The sequence below is a fragment of the Lacinutrix sp. genome (assembly GCF_023299985.1).
In the GTDB taxonomy this organism is placed as follows: Bacteria; Bacteroidota; Bacteroidia; order Flavobacteriales; family Flavobacteriaceae; genus Lacinutrix.
The window spans coordinates 1-17710 of sequence record NZ_JALZVX010000185.1 but is presented as its reverse complement, the minus strand read 5'-3'; the positions used below and the strand labels follow the sequence as shown (position 1 = coordinate 17710).

Genomic DNA, 17710 nt, shown 5'->3' with positions numbered 1-17710 from the left:
TTATCTACTAAGTTTTGGTCATTAGTATAAGCATGTATAGTTTCTAAATGTCCGCTTTTTACACCAAAAGTATCTTCGATAGCTTTTAAAACTGGAGTAATTGCATTGGTTGTACAAGACGCTGCAGAGAAAATATCTATTTTATCTGGATCGTTCTCTAAATGGTTTACACCATGTACTATATTTGGAATGCCTTTTCCTGGAGCAGTTAATAAAACTTTATCTGCACCTGGAGAATTTTTTAAACGCGTTAGTGCCTCTTTATCTCTAAAAACACCTGTATTATCTATAATAAGGGCGTTATTAATGTCGTATTTTGTGTAATCGATATCTTCTGGTTGGTTAGCAGTAATCATACGAACCGTTGTGCCATTAATTATTAAAGATTCGTTTTCTAAATCTACAGAAACAGTTCCAGAAAAATCACCATGTACAGAATCGTTACGTAATAAAGATGCTCTTTTTTCTAAAACAACAGCATCATTTTTACCACGTGTAACAATAGCACGTAAGCGTAATTGACTTCCTTTTCCTGTTCTAGTCATTAATTCGCGAGCAACTAAACGACCAATACGTCCAAAACCATAGAGCACTACATCTTTTGGTGTAATCTCTTCGGCTTTACCAGCACCTTTTAATTTACTTGATACAAAACTAAGCGCATTAGTATGTTGTTGTTCTTCTAAATGGTATTCGTAAGTTAATTTTCCAATATCTAATTTCGCAGGCGGAAAATCTAATGTTTTAATGGCTTGTGCAATTTCTACAGAATCGAAAACCGAAATTGGCTTTTGTACAAATTCACCAGCATATTCATGAAGATTTAAAATTTGGCTTACGTTTCTATCTATTAATTGGTTTCTAAAAATAACCAACTCAATAGATTTGTCGTACCAAAGGTCGCTAACAATTTTAATGAATTCTACAGTAGCGCGACGTCTATCGGCTTGAAATGCTAATTCGTTTTCATAGGTTTCTTTAACTGGCATCCGTTTAGGTGTTTAGTGTGTTGTTAATTTTTTAAGTTCGGCATTAGCTTCACTAATTTTTTTGCAAAAGTATATATTTCAAACGTTTTCGTAAAGGATTTTGGTTAAAAAAATAAAAGCACTTTAGAATGAACTAAAGTGCTTTTTATTTGTTGTTATTTATAGTATTATCTCAAACCGTATCTAAATGTCTTACCTAAAGAATTTACTAACACGACACTTAAAGGTTGATTAAAATCTCTGTTTTTAACTATATTTTGAACTTCTTCAACAGAACTAACTTTAATGCCATTAATGGTAGTGATAATGTCACCATTTTTAATTCCTTCACGCGCAAAATTTTCAGCGTATCCTCCAATTAATTGAGTTATTTTAACTCCGTTTTTAACATCATATTTTTTTAAATCTTTAGACTTAGCATTTTTTATTATGCCAACATGAAGCAATGTATATGTATTGTTTTTGAGTAAAGTAACTTGAGTTTGTTTTTGAACACCATTCCTTAAATATTGAACAGATATAATATCATTTGGCCTTTTAGTGTTTATAAAACCGCTTAAATCTGAAAACTTATTTATATCAATGTTATCAAGTTTTTTAATAATATCACCACTTTTTAAACCAGCTAAATCTGCACCAGTATCTTCTAAAACTTCATCTATATAAAAGCCTTCTGTTTCTCCAATACCTAATTTTTCAGCGTAAGCACTATTTAAAGAGCCACCTTGAACTCCCAAAATACCATTCTGTACATTACCAAATTCCATAATGTCTTGTATTACTTTCTTTGCAATATTACTTGGTACAGCAAAAGAATACCCAATGTAAGAGCCTGTTTGAGAGGTAATGGCTGTATTAATACCAATAAGTTCTCCATTGGTATTCACCAATGCACCACCAGAATTCCCAGGGTTTACTGCTGCATCTGTTTGTATAAAAGATTGTCTGCTATCTCCAGATAAATCTCTAGACTTAGCACTTATAATTCCTGCAGTAACTGTAGAGGTTAAATTAAAAGGATTACCAACGGCTAAAACCCATTCTCCAATTTTTGCTGTATCACTATCTCCAAAAGTTGTGTACGGTAATACTTCGTCGCTTTCAACCTTTAATAAAGCAATATCTGTTTTTGGGTCTGTACCAACTATAGTAGCTTTTAATGTTCTATTGTCGTTAAGTGTAACAGTTAATTTGTCAGAATCTGCAATAACATGATTATTTGTAATAATGTAGCCATCTGGCGAAATAATAACACCACTTCCAGTCCCAACTTGACTACGTTTTTGTTCGCGTCGCATAAATAAATCGCGCATTGTTAATTGTTGTGAAGCAGATGTTTCATTTTTTACGTGCACTACAGCATTCACTGTTTTTTCGGCTGCAGTTGTAAAATCTATACTCTCAATACTACCTAAATTAGTATTACTTGTTTTATAATTTACAGTTTGAAAAGCAGGTTGCTTTACTTGTTCTATTTGTGTAATTGTTTGTTCTTTTTCAAGAAAGGCTTTATATGCTCCTAGAGTAATTGTGCCTCCTAATACCGAAACCAAAACCAGTGTTGCTATTTTTTTCATAAATAATTGTTTTTAATATCCTTTATTTATATCAAACGGATTGAGTAAAAAAGAAAATATTTAAATTAGAATTACTGTTATAACTATAAAGTTAATTTTTTTATTGCTTCTAAAAATCAACTTTAACGAGAAATTAACAACAAAAATAAATTTTCAATACACTATATTTGTCGAAAGAAATTAGGCTAAATGACACAAACCTTTTACAAATACCAAGGCACTGGAAACGACTTTGTTTTTATTGATAACCGTCAAGAGTTATTCAACAAAAATAACACCAAATTAATTGCACATTTATGCAATAGACGCTTTGGTGTAGGTGCAGATGGCTTGATTTTATTGGAGAACGATTCGGCCTCAGATTTTAAAATGGTTTATTTTAATGCAGATGGAAACGAAAGCACTATGTGTGGAAATGGTGGACGTTGTATTGTCGCTTTCGCGGAAATGCTAAACCTTTTTAAAGAAAAGACAACATTTATTGCTATTGATGGTTTGCATGAAGCAACTATAGAAAACGAATTTGTAAAACTAAAAATGCAAGATGTAAATGAAGTTGAAGTTCACGATAGTCACACCTTTTTAGATACTGGTTCTCCACATCATGTTACTTTAGTTGAAAACTTAAAGGAATATGATGTTAAAACTGAAGGCTCAAAAATCCGTTATGGTTCTTCTTATAATAATGAAGGCACAAACGTTAATTTTGTAGACCAAATAAATGCAAACACATTTGCTGTTAGGACCTATGAAAGAGGCGTAGAAGACGAAACCTTATCTTGTGGAACAGGAGTTACTGCAGTGGCTTTAGCAATGCATGCAACAAAAAAAACGAATACAGAAGAAGTAACTTTAAATGTTGAAGGTGGCACACTAAAAGTGTCTTTTGAGAAAACAACAAATGGGTATAAAAATATCTGGCTTCAAGGACCAGCAACATTAGTATTTAAAGGCGAAATAGAATGGTAACATTAAAAGGCGAACATATTTACTTACGTGCTTTAGAACCTGAAGACTTAGAGTTTATTCATACCATAGAAAATGACGAAACTATTTGGGAACTAAGTAACACAATAACACCTTATTCTAAGTCTTTAATAAAAGAATATTTAGAGCATGCTTACAAAGATATTTACGAAGTTAAGCAGTTGCGTTTAATGATTTCAGATTATAATGATGTTGCTGTAGGATTAATAGATTTGTTCGATTTCGATATTAAAAACCGTCGTGCTGGTATTGGAATTTTAATTCATAATGCTCAAAATAGAGCTAAAGGTTATGGTAAAGAAGCCTTAACATTATTATCTAATTATTGCTTTACTCATTTAGATTTACATCAATTATATTGTAATATTTCTGAAACGAATACGGCAAGCATTAAACTTTTTGAAAATCAAGGTTTTAAAAATATAGGACTAAAAAAAGATTGGAATTTCCAAAACGGAAATTATACTAACGAATATTTATACCAACTTATTAATAATGTATATTAAAAAAATACTTGGAGCAATAGCTATTGTAGGTTTAGCAGTAGCAGCCTATTTTGCTTACTTTATATATGGCGCAATGTTGAAGCCTAATACAGCTTTTAATAACGAAGAAGCTTACATTCTTATTCCAACAAATGCAAAGTATGCAACCGTTAGAGAGCAATTAGAACCCTTATTAATAGATATTGAAAAGTTCGATGCGCTTGCAGATCAGAAAAAATATAATAAAAATGTAAAAGCTGGTCGTTTTGTTATTACAAAAGGAATGAATAATAATGATATTGTTAATTCTATAAGAAGTAAAAACGTGCCTTTAAAAATAGCTTTTAATAATCAAGAAAGGTTAGAAAATTTGGCTGGTCGTGTTGCTTTTCAAATAGAAGCAGATAGTTTGTCGCTTATTAATGCTATGCGAGATCAAGCATTTTTTAACAAAAACGGTTTTAATAATGAGTCTGCTTTGTCCATGTACATTCCTAATAGTTATGAGGTTTATTGGAATACTTCAGCAGAAGGATTTAGAGATAAAATGCTAAAAGAATACCAAAATTTTTGGAACACTTCCAGAACCAAAAAAAGAAAAGTACTCAACCTTTCTATTAACGAAGTCATGTCTTTAGCAGCTATTGTGCATAAAGAAACCGCTAAAGTAGATGAGCGTCCAAGAGTTGCTGGTGTTTATTTAAACCGTATTAGAAAAGGAATGCCTTTACAAGCAGATCCTACAGTAATTTATGCTGTTAAAAAGCAATCTGGAAATTTTAATCAAATAATAAAGCGTGTGCTTTATAAAGATTTAGAAGTAGATTCTAAATACAACACTTATAAATATAGAAGTATTCCACCAGGTCCTATTTTTATGCCAGATGTATCTGCAATAGATGCTGTTTTAAATTCAGAAAAACATAATTATATATACTTTGTAGCTAATGTTAAAAATTTTGGATACCATAAATTTGCTAAAACTTTATCTCAACATAATGCCAATAAGCAGGAATATGTTCGTTGGATAAATAAGCAAGGCGTAAATAGATAAAAGTGAAGTATTGTTTATTATATCTATTTTTTCTAAATGTATCTCTAGCTGCTTTTGCGCAGAATAATTTCTTAAAGCCAAGCGACACATTAAATACTAAAAGAAGAAATACTGTAGTAATTTCTCAGTCTACTGTTGGTGGTTTAACGCTTTTAGGCTTAAATCAACTTTGGTATGCAGATTTCGAGCGCTCAAAATTTCAGACTATAAACGATAATAGCGAATGGTTTCAAATGGATAAATTAGGTCATGTTTTTTCATCTTATCAACTAGGTAAGTTAGGTGCTCAAACTTTACGTTGGAGTGGTGTAAAGAAAAAAGACCAGCTTTTATATGGAGCAACTTTAGGCTTTTCTTTTCTTACAGCTGTAGAAGTATTAGATGGTTTTTCTAGTGAATGGGGATTTAGTTGGGGAGATTTTATTGCAAATTCCACAGGATCAGTTTTGTTTATTGGTCAAGAATTACTTTGGGAAGAGCAACGCATTGTAATGAAATACTCTTTTCAACGCACCAAATTTTCGCCGCAAAGACCAGATAAACTAGGTAATGGCATATTAGAAGAAGCTTTAAAAGATTATAATGGACAAACCTATTGGCTCTCGGTTAACGTACATTCATTTTTTAAAAACAGTAAAGTTCCAAAGTGGCTAAATGTCGCATTTGGTTATGGAGCAGACGGTCTGTTGTCTGGTAATGAGGTGCTTATTGTTAATAACACGTTGATAAAACAAAATAGGCGACGTCAATTCTATTTAAGTTTAGACGTAAATTTGGCCAAGATTAAAACAAATTCGAACACACTCAAGACTGTTTTTAGCATTTTTAATGTCATAAAGGTGCCTTTTCCAACTTTGGAATTCACTCAAAAAAGTAACGTTAAACTCCATGCTATCTACTTTTAATAGTTGTTTGTCGATAGAATTTAAGTACTAAAAAATAAGTTGTACATTTGCACTCGAAATTTTAAACATGTATATTAATATATTGCTGTTTTAAAAAATCAAATGGTTATGAGTAAAAAAAGTATTGCAAAGTTAGTTTTATTAGCGTTTACAATATGTATTTTAATTGTAGTATCGCTTAAAACCAATTCAAATAACAAAGCGTATACTTTGTTAAATAAAAAAAGCACTATTGAAGTTATTGAAACAGATAATACAATAGTTGAAAAAGAAAATGCTTTTTCTCCTGAATTAGGTAAATCTTTTAATGGCTTTAAAGAGCAATTAGGTTTTAAAGAATCTCAAAACAATTATTTTAGAGTTAATACACTAGGCTATTTAGGAAAATACCAATTTGGTTCAAGTACTTTAGAGTTAATAGGTATTAATGATACCAAACATTTTTTAAATACACCAGAATTACAAGAAAAAGCATTTATTGCAAATGCAGAACGTAATAAATGGGTGTTAAGAAAAGATATTAAGCGTTTTACAGGAAAACGTATTAATGGAATTGTAATAACAGAGTCTGGAATATTAGCAGCAGCTCATCTTGCAGGACCAGGAGGTGTAAAAAAATACCTTAGAAGTTTTGGCTCTAATGGTGTTGAAGATGCTTACGGAACATCTATTAAAAGTTATATGAAGCGTTTTCAAGGTTACGATACCTCAAGAATTATAGCAAATAAACGTGCTAAAGTTTCAATGAAAGCTTAAATTTTTTAGCTTTTATGAATTATGAATAACGTTGGCCTTTTATGTAGGTCGACGTTATTTTTTTTCCAATCGTTTACAGATAGTGTTTTTATGTATTCTGTAGGTAAAGTAATATCGCAAGCCACACAAATGTCTGTGTTACCATTTAAAGTATTACATAAGTCTTCTAAAAACTTGTTATTTCTGTATGGTGTTTCTATAAACAGTTGCGACTGGTTATGCTCGAACGATAAGCGTTCCAAACGTTTAATTTCCTGCTTACGTTCGCCTTTATCTATTGGTAAATAGCCATTAAAAGCAAAGCTCTGTCCATTCATTCCAGAACTCATCATTGCCATTAAAATAGACGATGGTCCAACTAATGGGACTACTTTTATATTGAATTCATGTGCTAATTTTACAATATCTGCACCAGGATCTGCAACACCAGGACAACCAGCTTCAGAAAGTAAACCTACATTTAAACCTTTTTTACAAGGTTCTAAGTAGTATGGAAGCTCGTTAATATCTGTGAATTTATTTAATGGAAAAAGTGTTAAGCTTGATTGTACCTTGTCTGGACAGATTTTTTTTATATCTCGCCTTGCTGTTTTTTCATTTTCTACTATAAAAACATCTACTTGTTCAATAATGCGTTGTACTGTAATAGGTAAAACGTTAAGAGGATCTGTGTCTCCTAGAGTTGTAGGTATAAGGTAAAGTTTTCCGTAAGTATCGTTCATTTATTTTATGAGTATTTTTTTATTGTTTTCAAACCTTTATTATTCAACATTTTAATAAAATATAATCCTTTTGAATAGTTTTGTGTTTATATACTAATGTTTTCAGATACTAAGTTATTAAACGTTTTTATTTCTTGTCCTATGTTGTTTTTAATAGAAATTGATTCGATATGAGAAATGTTAGTTCCAAAATGAATAGTCACTTCTCCTTTTGATGGATTTGGAAATAGTTTAAAGTTAGTACTTAACTCTTCTTCATTTACGCTTAAATTAATATCATTAATTTTATAAATAGCATTACCACCTACAATATATAATTCGCCAGAATTGTCTTCGCCAAAACTGATCCAAGACTCTATTATAGATGGATGATCCATTTGAAGAATAGACCAAGAGTTCCCACTAAAAACTAAAACACCAATTTCTCCACTGCAATAATCTGCAAATAGATACTTGCCAACTAATCCTGGAAACATGCTGCCACGATAAACATAACCACTAGTTATAGCGCATCTAAATCCGTTTGGGTCATTACCATAATTGTATTTGCTAACAGGAAGTTTAATAGAAGACATTGGAGGACAAGAACTTTCGTTATTAAAATTGTTAGCACCTTCATAACATCTCCAACCATAATTGTCTCCAGGTGTTCCAGAATCAATAGGTTTATTGATTTCTTCATAAGCGCTTTGTCCAACGTCTGTAACCCATAAGTCACCATTATCTCTATCGAAAGATAATTTCCATGGATTTCTTAAACCAATAGCATAAATTTCAGGTAATCCACTTGTTGTTACAAAAGGGTTTGTTGTTGGAATGGTGTATGTAGAGCCACTAACATCTAGTCTTAATAATTTACCTAATAGTGTGTTTGTATTTTGAGAGCGATTTCCAGGACCTCCTCCAGATCCATCATCACCTGAAGCAATGTAAAGAAAACTATCTTTACCAAAAACTAGCTTTCCAGCATTATGATTATTGTAAGGTTGAGGTATTGTTAATAGAAAAGTTTCTGTTGTATTTGCTATGTCAGGATTACTATTTACTGTATATTTTGCAACAACAGTATTAGGTGTTTGTGTGCTAGAATTGTCTGTATAATTAACGTAAAATCGTCCAGAATTTTTATAGTCTGGAGCAAAAGCTAAACCTAGTAAACCGCGTTCTCCTCCAGAACCAAAACTAGCACTTATATATATAAAAGGTGTAGTGTTAATAGATTCATCGTTATTTAATATTTTAATAACGCTACTTTTTTTAACAACGAATAGTCGATTGTCATTGGTATGAGCCATTTCTACAGGATCATTAAAGTTATTAGAAGTTAGAGTTAATTCTAAAGTTTGTGAAAAAGAAATGAATGAAAAAAAGGAAAAAAAGAGAAATGAGTAAATCGTTTTTATGGCTGTCATTTTTTTATTTTTTTATAAAATTAATAAAAAAAAAGATAGACTATGTTTGACTTTAGTCACTGTTTTAGCTTATTAACAATTGTATTACAAGCTTCTTCTAGCATCTTGTAAACAGTATCAAAACCAAAGTCTCCACCATAATATGGATCTGGTACTTCTAAGTTTTTACTTGGATAGCTTTCATTTAAAATAAGTTTTACTTTAGCAATGTCTTCTACATTACGAGCCATTTTAGTAATATTTTCGAAGTTGGATTTGTCCATTACGTATATGTAATTGTACATTTCAAAATCTTCAACAACAAATTGTCTTCCACGTTGATTTGTAATATCTAAGTTGTTCTTTTTTGCTACAGCAATAGACCGTTTATCAGGTAGGCTTCCAATATGATATTTACTTGTGCCAGCAGAATCCACTATAAAATATTCAGTGTCTAATTTTGATTCAAGAATACCATGAGTTAGTGGTGAGCGACAGATGTTTCCGAGGCAAACCATTAAAATTCTAATCATAATTTAAGATTTTAGACAGACAACTTTTTTGTCAAGTCTTCAACATACTTTCTAAACTGTTTATCTGTAGAAGATAAATTGTCGACCGTTTTACAAGCATGTAAAACAGTAGCGTGATCTCGTTTTCCAATTTGAGAGCCAATACTTGCTAAAGATGCTTTTGTAAGTTTCTTAGCAAAAAACATAGCTAATTGTCTTGCTTGAACAATATGACGTTTTCTTGTTTTAGACTGAAGCGTATCTACATCCATTTGGAAATAGTCTGATACTACTTTTTGTATGTAATCTATAGAAACTTCACGTTTGGTGTTTTTTACAAACTTTTCTACCACTTGTTTTGCTAGTTCTATATTTATTTCTTTTTTATTGAAAGAAGATTGTGCAATTAAAGAAATAATAGCACCTTCAAGTTCACGAATATTAGTTTTAATATTCTTTGCCACATACTCTATAATATCATCTGGCATTTCTACACCATCACGATATAGTTTGTTTTTAAGTATAGAAATACGCGTTTCAAAATCTGGTGTTTGTAACTCTGCGCTTAATCCCCATTTAAAACGAGATAGTAAACGTTGTTCTATATCTTGCATATCTACAGGAGCTTTGTCACTCGTTAAAATAACTTGCTTGCCATTTTGATGCAAATGATTGAAAATATGGAAGAATACATCTTGCGTACCAGATTTTCCAGATAAAAATTGAACATCATCAATTAATAAAACATCTATTAATTGGTAGAAGTGAATAAAATCGTTTCTATTGTTCTTTTTAACAGAGTCTATATATTGTTGCGTAAATTTTTCAGCAGAAATATATAAAACTGTTTTTTCTGGATACTTATCTTTTATGTCAACACCAATAGCGTGTGCTAAATGTGTTTTTCCTAGTCCAACACCACCAAAAATTAATAACGGATTAAAAGAAGTTCCACCAGGTTTTGCTGAAACAGCTAAACCTGCACTACGTGCTAAACGATTAGAGTCACCTTCTAAAAAATTATCAAAATTATAATTAGGATTAAGTTGAGATTCAATTTTTACATTACGAATACCTGGAATAACAAACGGGTTACGTAGTTCTCTGTCTTTATTTTTTAACGGCACATCTAAATTTTGAGCTTTAACCGAAGAACGATTAGAACTTGGAATTCTTTCTGTAAAAGGCTGTTTGTTGCCATAGGTGTTTTCCATTTTAATAATGTAAACTAGTTTGGCAGTTTCTCCTAATTCTTTTGTGAGTGCTACTTTTAAAATTTTAACATAATGCTCTTCCAACCATTCGTAAAAGAATTTACTAGGGACTTGAATACTTAAAGCATTATCAGTTAGCTTGACTGCTATAATTGGTTCAAACCAAGTTTTGTATGCTTGAGGTTGAATATTATCTTTTATAAAATTAAGACAGTTATTCCATACCGATTGCGCAGTTAAACTCATTGTTGGATTTTTGTGTTTTTTAGTTAGTTCTAAAAAGACGGAATTTGGATTATTCCAGCCCTTTTTTATAGCAAGACAAATATGTGAACAAAAAACTTAAAAAAAAAATGATTTGCTATTGAATATTTAGTTTTTTTTTCTCATAATGTTAACTTAAACTAAACTACAAAAAATAATTTACAATAGTATAGATGAAATCAGATAAAATTGATATTAGAGTACGTTACGCAGAAACCGACCAAATGGGTGTTGTTCATCATGGAAACTATGCATTATATCTAGAAGTAGCACGTATTGAGTGGTTACGTAAATTAGGTGTTTCTTATAAGAAAATGGAAGAAACTGGAGTTGGTCTTCCTGTGGTGTCATTAAGTGTAAAATATAAGAAACCCATAAAATATGATGATGTAATTACTGTTAAAACAACACTTAAAAATGAGCCTACAGTTAAGGTTGAATTCGAGTATGAAATATTGAATGATTTGCAACAAATTCTATCAACTGCACATGTGGTTTTGGTGTTTGTTGATTTAAAGACAAATAGACCAGCAAGACCTCCAAAATATTTTCTTGATGCATTGGCGAAGTAAATATCAAAGAAAAAAAACTAAATTCCAAAGCACTAAAATGTTTAATAAAAAATAATTTGAATTCGGTTTTTATACTTTGATATTTTATGTTTCCATTTTTTTAATGGATACTTTATAGATAGATTCAAAAATTTCTAAAATAGTATTTGCTTCTTTTTTTCTAACCGAGATATTAATTTCGCAGTCTAATTCTAATTTTTGATTCGTAATATTTAAATTTTTTTCTTTAATAACACGCATCACTTTATTCATTAACTCGTATTCAAATTTAATGAGATAGTTAATATTGATAGTAAGTGTTTTAATTTTTGAAGCTTCTAAAGCAAGTTGCGCTCCAGTTTTATAAGCGCTAATTAATCCTCCAACACCTAACTTTACACCTCCAAAATAACGTACAACAACTATTAAAACATTAGTAACATCGAAAGATTGTATTTGTCCATAAATAGGTATTCCTGCGCTATTATTAGGTTCTCCATCATCATTTGTTCTGTAGTTTATAGTGTTTTCTTCTTTGCCAATTTGGTATGCGTAGCAAAAATGGCCTGCTTTTGGATGTTGTTCTTTTAAGTTTTCAATGTGGGTTTTTACATTAGTTTCATTTGTTAAAGGAAAAGCGTAGCTATAAAACTTGGAGTTTTTGTCTTTAAAAAGGACTTTTTCCGAAGGTATTAATATTGTTTTATAGGTGTCATTACTTTTCTCTTCCATTACGCTAAAGTTACTAATACAATCGAAATAATAGCAAATCCTATCCCAATCCAGTTTTTGGTAATTAGTTTTTCTTTAAAAAAAGTTAATCCTATTAAAGTAGAAAGCATTACTATGGCAACGTTATTAATAGTGAAAATGCTTGAGCTTTCAAAGCTATCAACTTGTAATGCTTTTAATAACATATATATGGAGTAATAATTTACAATGCCTAAAATTATACCGCCAAAAATACTTCTGTAATCGAATTTAAGGTTTCCTTTTATCGCTTTTGCGGAAAGAATAACTACACCTATTATTCCTGCAATAGCAAAGATTGTTGCTGAAAATATTGGAATCCCATTTTCTGATACGTAGGTGGTTTCAAGATACTTTATTGATGTATCTATAATTCCAGAACCAAAAAACAGTAAAATAGGAAGCCATAAGTTTTTAAGTTTAACTTTGCCTTCTTTTGCTTTGACAGAGGTTAGATAGACAGCTAAAAGAGCAAGTAGTATGCCTAAAGTCTTTAGAGGGCTTAAACTTTCATTATAAACATATAAGCCAAAAATTATAGGTATAACAACACTCATTTTACTAGCAACCGAAGCTACCGAAAGCCCATTACGTTGTGCTGTTAAAGCCATTATATTAAAAATGGCTATAAACAGAAAGCCTAAAAATATAGCACCATAAAACCAGTCGTTATTTATTATTGTATTAATATTTAATGACTGTTTAGAGGATAAAACACCAACTGTAAAAGCAGTAAAATAATTAGCAACAATGGCTTGAAGCGTATTAATCTTGTACTTGCCTAATAGTGTAAAAATTACAAATATTAATGTGGAAGCTAGTATACTAAGTAGTAGGTAAATCAAAAAAGATCACTTTTAATGGTGAATAAATCTACAATATCTTCAGTTTTTGGATCGTTATTCCAAACTTTAAGACCAAGCTTTGCAGCAGTTTCAGTATTTTCTTTAGTATCGTCTATAAAAAGACAGTCTTCTGCTTTTAACTTGTTTTCATTTAAAACAAATTCAAAAATATCTGCATTTGGTTTTCTTAGCATAATTTCATGAGACAGGTAAAATTTATTAAAGCAGGATTTAAAATCGTCATAAAAAGACACATGTTTTTTTATACAATCTATGTGTAACTCGTTTGTATTGCTTAATAAAATCAAGTTGTATTTTTTGTCTTCTGCTAACTGCTTAGCAAAATCGAACCTTTTTGGTGGAAAATCACAAATAATATAATTCCAGGCTTCAATAATTTCTTTTTTAGAAAGCTTAGGAAAGTTTTCTGTGTAAAAGTCAACAAATTCTTCTGTAGATAATAAACCTTGTTCGTAAAGTGTGTTTATAGCAACTAAGTCTTCAGATAGCTCTTCTATTTCAAAAAGTTCCAATGCATTTTTCATGGCACCTTCTTTATCAAGGTTGATGAATACGTCTCCGAAATCAAATATTATGGTTTTTATCATGTTTTGTGTGTCATTCTTGCCAAGGCAGGAATCTAATTGTTTTTATAAATCTTTAATGTATCCTCAAGTATTTTTTCTTCAGAAATTAACTCACCAGAGAAATAAGGTGCTTTAGTCCCTTCTTTAAATTCTGCTTTACCAATAAATACTCTTGCTTCATCCCAAAGTTTTTCGTCTATAAAAAGCTGAAGTGTTTTTGCGCCACCTTCAATAATTATAGAGTTGATGTTGTTTTTATGTAATGTGCTGCAAATAGCTTTAGCTGTATTCTCTTTTAATATTAAAGTTTCAGCTTTAGTATTAAATATGGAAAGCGTTTTATTAAGTTTTTCATTTTTATCTAAAACTACACGAATAGGATGATTACCAGTCCAATCTCTAACCGTTAAAGTTGGGTTGTCTTTTAAAACGGTATTTGTCCCAACCAAAATGGCTTGCTCTTCGGCTCTCCATTTATGTACTAATTGTCTAGATCGCTGGTTTGTAATCCAAACAGGTTTTTGTTCTCGAGTTCCTGAAACTAGTTCAGGATAAATAGGTGCAATAAAACCATCGCTAGTTTCAGCCCATTTTAATATTATATAAGGACGCTTTTTATTATGAAACGTAAAAAATCGTTTATGGTGAGCTTTACATTCATGCTCTAAAACACCAACTGTTACTTTACAGCCAGAATTCATTAATTTTTTTATGCCTTTTCCTGCAACTTCAGGATTATCATCTACACAACCTATAACTACATTTGGAATGTTGTGATGTATTATTAAGTTACTGCAAGGAGGTGTTTTGCCGTAATGAGAGCAAGGTTCAAGTGTAACGTAAAGTGTGCTTTTTTCTAAAAGCGATTGGTCTTTAACCGAGTTTATAGCATTAACTTCGGCATGATTACTACCATAGTTGCTAGTAAAACCTTCTCCAATTATTTTGTTATTATATACAATTACAGCACCAACCATTGGGTTTGGCCTTGTTGTGCCTAGTCCATTTTTTGCAATTTGTATTGCACGTTGCATGTATGTTTGGTGTGCGGTCAAGCTTAAATTTTAATCTTTATATCTTCAGTTTCATCAACAGTATATTCATGAGAAAACCCAAGTACCTTATACTTAATAATACCTTTATACTGCACTTTCATAGATTTATTAAGCATACTATTTAAAAGACCACTAAGATTACTAAGATTTAATATTTTATTAGTTGGGATGTTGGCAGATAACGGAATTGAAAATTCTTTTTTAGCAGGAACATCAAACTCTTTAGAGGACACTGTTGCCACTTCTATATCGTTAACAGTAATTACAATACCTTCTGTTTCTAATTTTCCGCCTACGCTATTTGGGTTGTTAAAAAAGGCATCTGCAGTTAAAATTATAAATTTAGAATTAGAGTCTACAACTTCAATATTTTCTACACGTAAAAATTCTGGTTTTTCTTTAACAGTACAGCTTAAAAAGCAAAATGTAATTGTTAATAAGATTATAAGTTTCTTCATCTTGAAATTTTTTAATTTGTTTGGTATTATAGTATCTTCAACCTTTAAATAGAGCGTAAAAATACTATAATAACGTGAGTAAAAATAATATAGTAATAAGAGAAATTGAACAAGAAGATAATACACAAATAGAATGTGTAATTCGAGAAGTTTTTATAGAATATAAGTTGCCTTTAGTTGGTACTGCTTATGAAGATAGTGAAACTCCAAAAATGTTTGAAACCTATAGTAAAACAAACGAAATGTATTTTGTTGTTACACTAAATGGAATGGTTGAAGGTGGAGGAGGTTTAAAGCCTTTAAATGGAATGGAAACGACTATTTGCGAAGTGCAAAAAATGTATTTTTCATCGCGAATTCGTGGTAAAGGTTTAGGAAGGCAACTATTTTTAAAATGTTTAGAAAAAGCAAAGTCTTTAGGTTTTAAGCAATGTTATATTGAAACAATTCCAGAATTAAAAGAAGCAATACACATATACGAAACTAACGGTTTTAAACACTTGGAAGCTTCTTTAGGAGACACAGGACACTATAATTGTGGTGTTTGGATGCTTAAGGATTTGTAGTTTGAGTTAAAAGTTAAGATAGAGTAGCGAAAACAGAAAATAAGATTTAGAATAAGTATTTTGAGATAAGTAAAGAATACTCTGTGTATCTCTGTGAAAACTCAGGGAATCTTAGTGTAATAGAAAAAAGAGGATAGGTGTTTTAAAAGTGGTTTAAGAGATTCTAAAAAAAGCTCAATAGACTTCTGTATAATAGTTAAAAACAAATTAGTGTTATTAAAAGATTTAGAAAATATATTTCATAAAGAATTAGATGCAATCTATGGTAAAGAAGAAGTCACAAGTTTCTTTTTTTTGTGCACAGACGCGTTTTATAAAATTTCAAGATTGCAATTAGCATTAGATAGAGATTTAACGATTACAAAAAGTGAGCAACAACCTACATTTAATGCTTTAGAAGATTTAAAGAACCAAAAACCCATTCAATACATTCTAGGAGAAACAGAGTTTTACGGTTTGCCTTTTAAAGTAAACGAAAACACATTAATTCCAAGACCTGAAACTGAAGAACTTGTGGCTCTTGTTATAGAAAATTCCAAAAAACAAAAGCAAAATCCCAACGTTTACTCAATTCTTGATATAGGAACAGGAAGTGGTTGTATAGCTATTTCATTAGCTAGAAATATTGAAAATGCTCAGGTTTATGCTATGGATGTTTCCGCGAAAGCGATAGAAAAAGCAAAAGAAAATGCTAGTTTAAATAAAGTGGTTGTTGCATTTATTGAAGCAGATGTTTTGAAGCTTCGTTATACAGAACTTGTTTCAGTATCTCATAAATTCGACATAATAGTATCTAATCCGCCTTATGTTAGAAACCTTGAAAAAGCCGAAATACAAAATAATGTATTAGATAACGAACCACATTTAGCCTTGTTTGTTGAAGATAATAATCCTTTAATTTTTTATAAAGCAATAACAGAACTGGCAAAAGAAAAATTGAAAGAAAACGGGCAATTATTCTTTGAAATCAACGAGTATTTGGGAGAAGAAACAAAAGCGTTAGTAGAGAGTTTAGGGTTTAAAAATGTAGTGTTAATAAAAGACATGTTTGGTAAAGATCGAATGTTAAAAGCAAATAAATAATGAAATCTATAGCAGTGTTTTGTGGTGCAAGCCCAGGAAATGATAGTAAAATTACATCTGAAGCTTATAGCTTAGGGAGAACTTTAGCGCAACAAAACATAACCTTGGTTTATGGTGCTGCAAAAATTGGTATTATGGGAATAGTATCCAATGGCGCATTAGAAAATAAAGGAAACGTTATTGGTGTAATTCCAGATTTTTTAAAAACAAAAGAAATTGCTAGCGAGACATTAACAGAGCTAATAGTTACCAATAACATGCACGATCGTAAGGTAATAATGTACGATAAAAGTGATGGTTTTATAATTATTCCAGGTGGTTTTGGTACTATGGATGAGTTTTTCGAAATCTCAACTTGGGGACAATTAGGTTTGCATACAAAACCAATTGCCATTCTAAATACAAACGGTTATTATAATGCTTTAATAGAGCAGTGCAAAACGATGGTTGCTAAAGGTTTTCTTAAGCAAGAAAATTTGGATGCTGTTGTAATAGACGAAACTATAGATGGATTGCTAGATAAAATGAAAAATTTTAAGCCATTACCAGCTCCAGAATGGTTAAATAAAGACCGTTTGTAATTTGAAAGTTTGTATATACATAATTTTATTTTTGCTATTTTTTGGTTGTAAAAAACAAAAAGAAGAGCAGTTACCTTATGTAGAAGCACCATCTAAAACTAAAGTAGAATATACATTACCATTAAAAATACAAGATTTCTCCTCTATACCAATAGATACTTTAATAGTGTCAGGAAAAGAAATCGTTTTTTTAATGCCTTCTAAAGAAGAAATTAAGCTTATTAAAAACGAAAATAATTTTAGAGAAAACGACTCAATTTTTAGGAGTAAGAGTTCTAAAGTAAAAGAACATTTAAGATTCCCAAAGGACATTGAAATTTCTTTTTCAACAAAACGAATTATTGGAATAGACGAAGGTAATCGTATTAGGTATTATGA

The 17710-nt window shown here is 30.7% G+C and carries 21 protein-coding genes; 10 read left to right on the top strand and 11 right to left on the bottom strand.

From position 1 onward, the window contains the following. Nucleotides 1–989, bottom strand: a 989-nt coding sequence (locus Q0C58_RS10020; protein ID WP_290700842.1) for a glyceraldehyde-3-phosphate dehydrogenase, incomplete at its 3' end; no start/stop codon positions are given. A 167-nt stretch (nt 990–1156) separates the two neighbouring features. Further along, nucleotides 1157–2566 carry a trypsin-like peptidase domain-containing protein gene (locus Q0C58_RS10015; RefSeq protein WP_290700839.1) on the bottom strand — a complete coding sequence of 470 codons (1410 nt, stop codon included), beginning with the start codon at nt 2564–2566 and terminating at the stop codon, nt 1157–1159. A gap of 189 nt (nt 2567–2755) precedes the next feature. Here Q0C58_RS10015 and dapF point away from each other — a divergent pair, with 189 nt between their 5' ends. The 5 genes from dapF (at nt 2756) to Q0C58_RS09990 (ending at nt 6753) form a co-directional block, all read left to right on the top strand. After that, a complete protein-coding gene (dapF, locus tag Q0C58_RS10010) occupies nt 2756–3535 on the top strand; it encodes a diaminopimelate epimerase (protein ID WP_290700836.1) in 780 nt (259 codons plus the stop codon). Next, a complete protein-coding gene (locus Q0C58_RS10005; protein WP_290700833.1) occupies nt 3529–4059 on the top strand; it encodes a GNAT family N-acetyltransferase in 531 nt (176 codons plus the stop codon). Before dapF ends, Q0C58_RS10005 begins: the two co-directional genes overlap by 7 nt. Further along, a complete protein-coding gene (gene mltG, locus Q0C58_RS10000; RefSeq protein ID WP_290700830.1) occupies nt 4049–5092 on the top strand; it encodes an endolytic transglycosylase MltG in 1044 nt (347 codons plus the stop codon). Before Q0C58_RS10005 ends, mltG begins: the two co-directional genes overlap by 11 nt. Further along, nucleotides 5089–5997, top strand: a complete 909-nt coding sequence (locus Q0C58_RS09995; RefSeq protein ID WP_290700845.1) for a DUF2279 domain-containing protein — start codon at nt 5089–5091, stop codon at nt 5995–5997. Before mltG ends, Q0C58_RS09995 begins: the two co-directional genes overlap by 4 nt. Before the next feature lie 108 nt (nt 5998–6105). Beyond that, a complete protein-coding gene (locus Q0C58_RS09990; protein WP_290700827.1) occupies nt 6106–6753 on the top strand; it encodes a peptidoglycan-binding protein LysM in 648 nt (215 codons plus the stop codon). A 5-nt stretch (nt 6754–6758) separates the two neighbouring features. Here Q0C58_RS09990 and Q0C58_RS09985 read toward each other — a convergent pair whose 3' ends face one another. The 4 genes from Q0C58_RS09985 to dnaA form a co-directional block, all read right to left on the bottom strand. Next, nucleotides 6759–7475 (bottom strand): SAM-dependent methyltransferase, encoded by a 717-nt coding sequence (locus Q0C58_RS09985; protein ID WP_290700824.1) that lies wholly within the window; start codon nt 7473–7475, stop codon nt 6759–6761. 86 nt (nt 7476–7561) lie between these two features. Further along, complete coding sequence (locus Q0C58_RS09980) at nt 7562–8887, bottom strand: PQQ-dependent sugar dehydrogenase (protein ID WP_290700821.1); 1326 nt, start codon at nt 8885–8887, stop codon at nt 7562–7564. Nucleotides 8888–8943: 56 nt separating this feature from the next. Continuing rightward, nucleotides 8944–9399 (bottom strand): low molecular weight protein-tyrosine-phosphatase, encoded by a 456-nt coding sequence (locus tag Q0C58_RS09975; protein WP_290700817.1) that lies wholly within the window; start codon nt 9397–9399, stop codon nt 8944–8946. Between the two features lie 11 nt (nt 9400–9410). Next, nucleotides 9411–10838, bottom strand: coding sequence for a chromosomal replication initiator protein DnaA (dnaA, locus tag Q0C58_RS09970; protein WP_290700813.1), 1428 nt, complete (start codon nt 10836–10838; stop codon nt 9411–9413). A 191-nt stretch (nt 10839–11029) separates the two neighbouring features. On the opposite strand from dnaA, the gene Q0C58_RS09965 reads away from it, so the two are divergent. After that, nucleotides 11030–11428: a thioesterase family protein gene (locus Q0C58_RS09965; protein ID WP_290700811.1), complete on the top strand. Its 399-nt coding sequence runs from the start codon at nt 11030–11032 to the stop codon at nt 11426–11428. A gap of 84 nt (nt 11429–11512) precedes the next feature. Here Q0C58_RS09965 and Q0C58_RS09960 read toward each other — a convergent pair whose 3' ends face one another. The 5 genes from Q0C58_RS09960 to Q0C58_RS09940 are packed head-to-tail and all read right to left on the bottom strand — an operon-like array spanning nt 11513 to nt 15102. Further along, nucleotides 11513–12139: a YigZ family protein gene (locus Q0C58_RS09960; protein WP_290700808.1), complete on the bottom strand. Its 627-nt coding sequence runs from the start codon at nt 12137–12139 to the stop codon at nt 11513–11515. After that, nucleotides 12139–13002 carry an EamA/RhaT family transporter gene (locus Q0C58_RS09955; RefSeq protein ID WP_290700805.1) on the bottom strand — a complete coding sequence of 288 codons (864 nt, stop codon included), beginning with the start codon at nt 13000–13002 and terminating at the stop codon, nt 12139–12141. Before Q0C58_RS09955 ends, Q0C58_RS09960 begins: the two co-directional genes overlap by 1 nt. Further along, nucleotides 12999–13610 (bottom strand): HAD family phosphatase, encoded by a 612-nt coding sequence (locus tag Q0C58_RS09950; protein ID WP_290700802.1) that lies wholly within the window; start codon nt 13608–13610, stop codon nt 12999–13001. The genes Q0C58_RS09955 and Q0C58_RS09950 overlap by 4 nt, the downstream gene beginning before the upstream one ends. Before the next feature lie 32 nt (nt 13611–13642). Next, nucleotides 13643–14644: a bifunctional diaminohydroxyphosphoribosylaminopyrimidine deaminase/5-amino-6-(5-phosphoribosylamino)uracil reductase RibD gene (gene ribD, locus Q0C58_RS09945; RefSeq protein ID WP_290700800.1), complete on the bottom strand. Its 1002-nt coding sequence runs from the start codon at nt 14642–14644 to the stop codon at nt 13643–13645. A 2-nt stretch (nt 14645–14646) separates the two neighbouring features. After that, entirely contained in the window at nt 14647–15102 is a 456-nt protein-coding gene (locus Q0C58_RS09940) for a hypothetical protein (protein ID WP_290700797.1), read from the bottom strand. A gap of 74 nt (nt 15103–15176) precedes the next feature. On the opposite strand from Q0C58_RS09940, the gene Q0C58_RS09935 reads away from it, so the two are divergent. From Q0C58_RS09935 to Q0C58_RS09920, 4 genes are all read left to right on the top strand, one after another. After that, the gene (locus Q0C58_RS09935; protein ID WP_290700795.1) at nt 15177–15668 is read left to right on the top strand and encodes a GNAT family N-acetyltransferase; all 492 of its coding nucleotides are present in this window, start codon (nt 15177–15179) and stop codon (nt 15666–15668) included. A gap of 210 nt (nt 15669–15878) precedes the next feature. Further along, nucleotides 15879–16751, top strand: a complete 873-nt coding sequence (gene prmC / locus Q0C58_RS09930; protein ID WP_290700792.1) for a peptide chain release factor N(5)-glutamine methyltransferase — start codon at nt 15879–15881, stop codon at nt 16749–16751. After that, nucleotides 16751–17332, top strand: a complete 582-nt coding sequence (locus Q0C58_RS09925; RefSeq protein ID WP_290700789.1) for a TIGR00730 family Rossman fold protein — start codon at nt 16751–16753, stop codon at nt 17330–17332. The genes prmC and Q0C58_RS09925 overlap by 1 nt, the downstream gene beginning before the upstream one ends. A gap of 1 nt (nt 17333) precedes the next feature. Next, nucleotides 17334–17710: hypothetical protein (locus Q0C58_RS09920; protein ID WP_290700786.1), on the top strand; the 377-nt coding region annotated here is incomplete at its 3' end.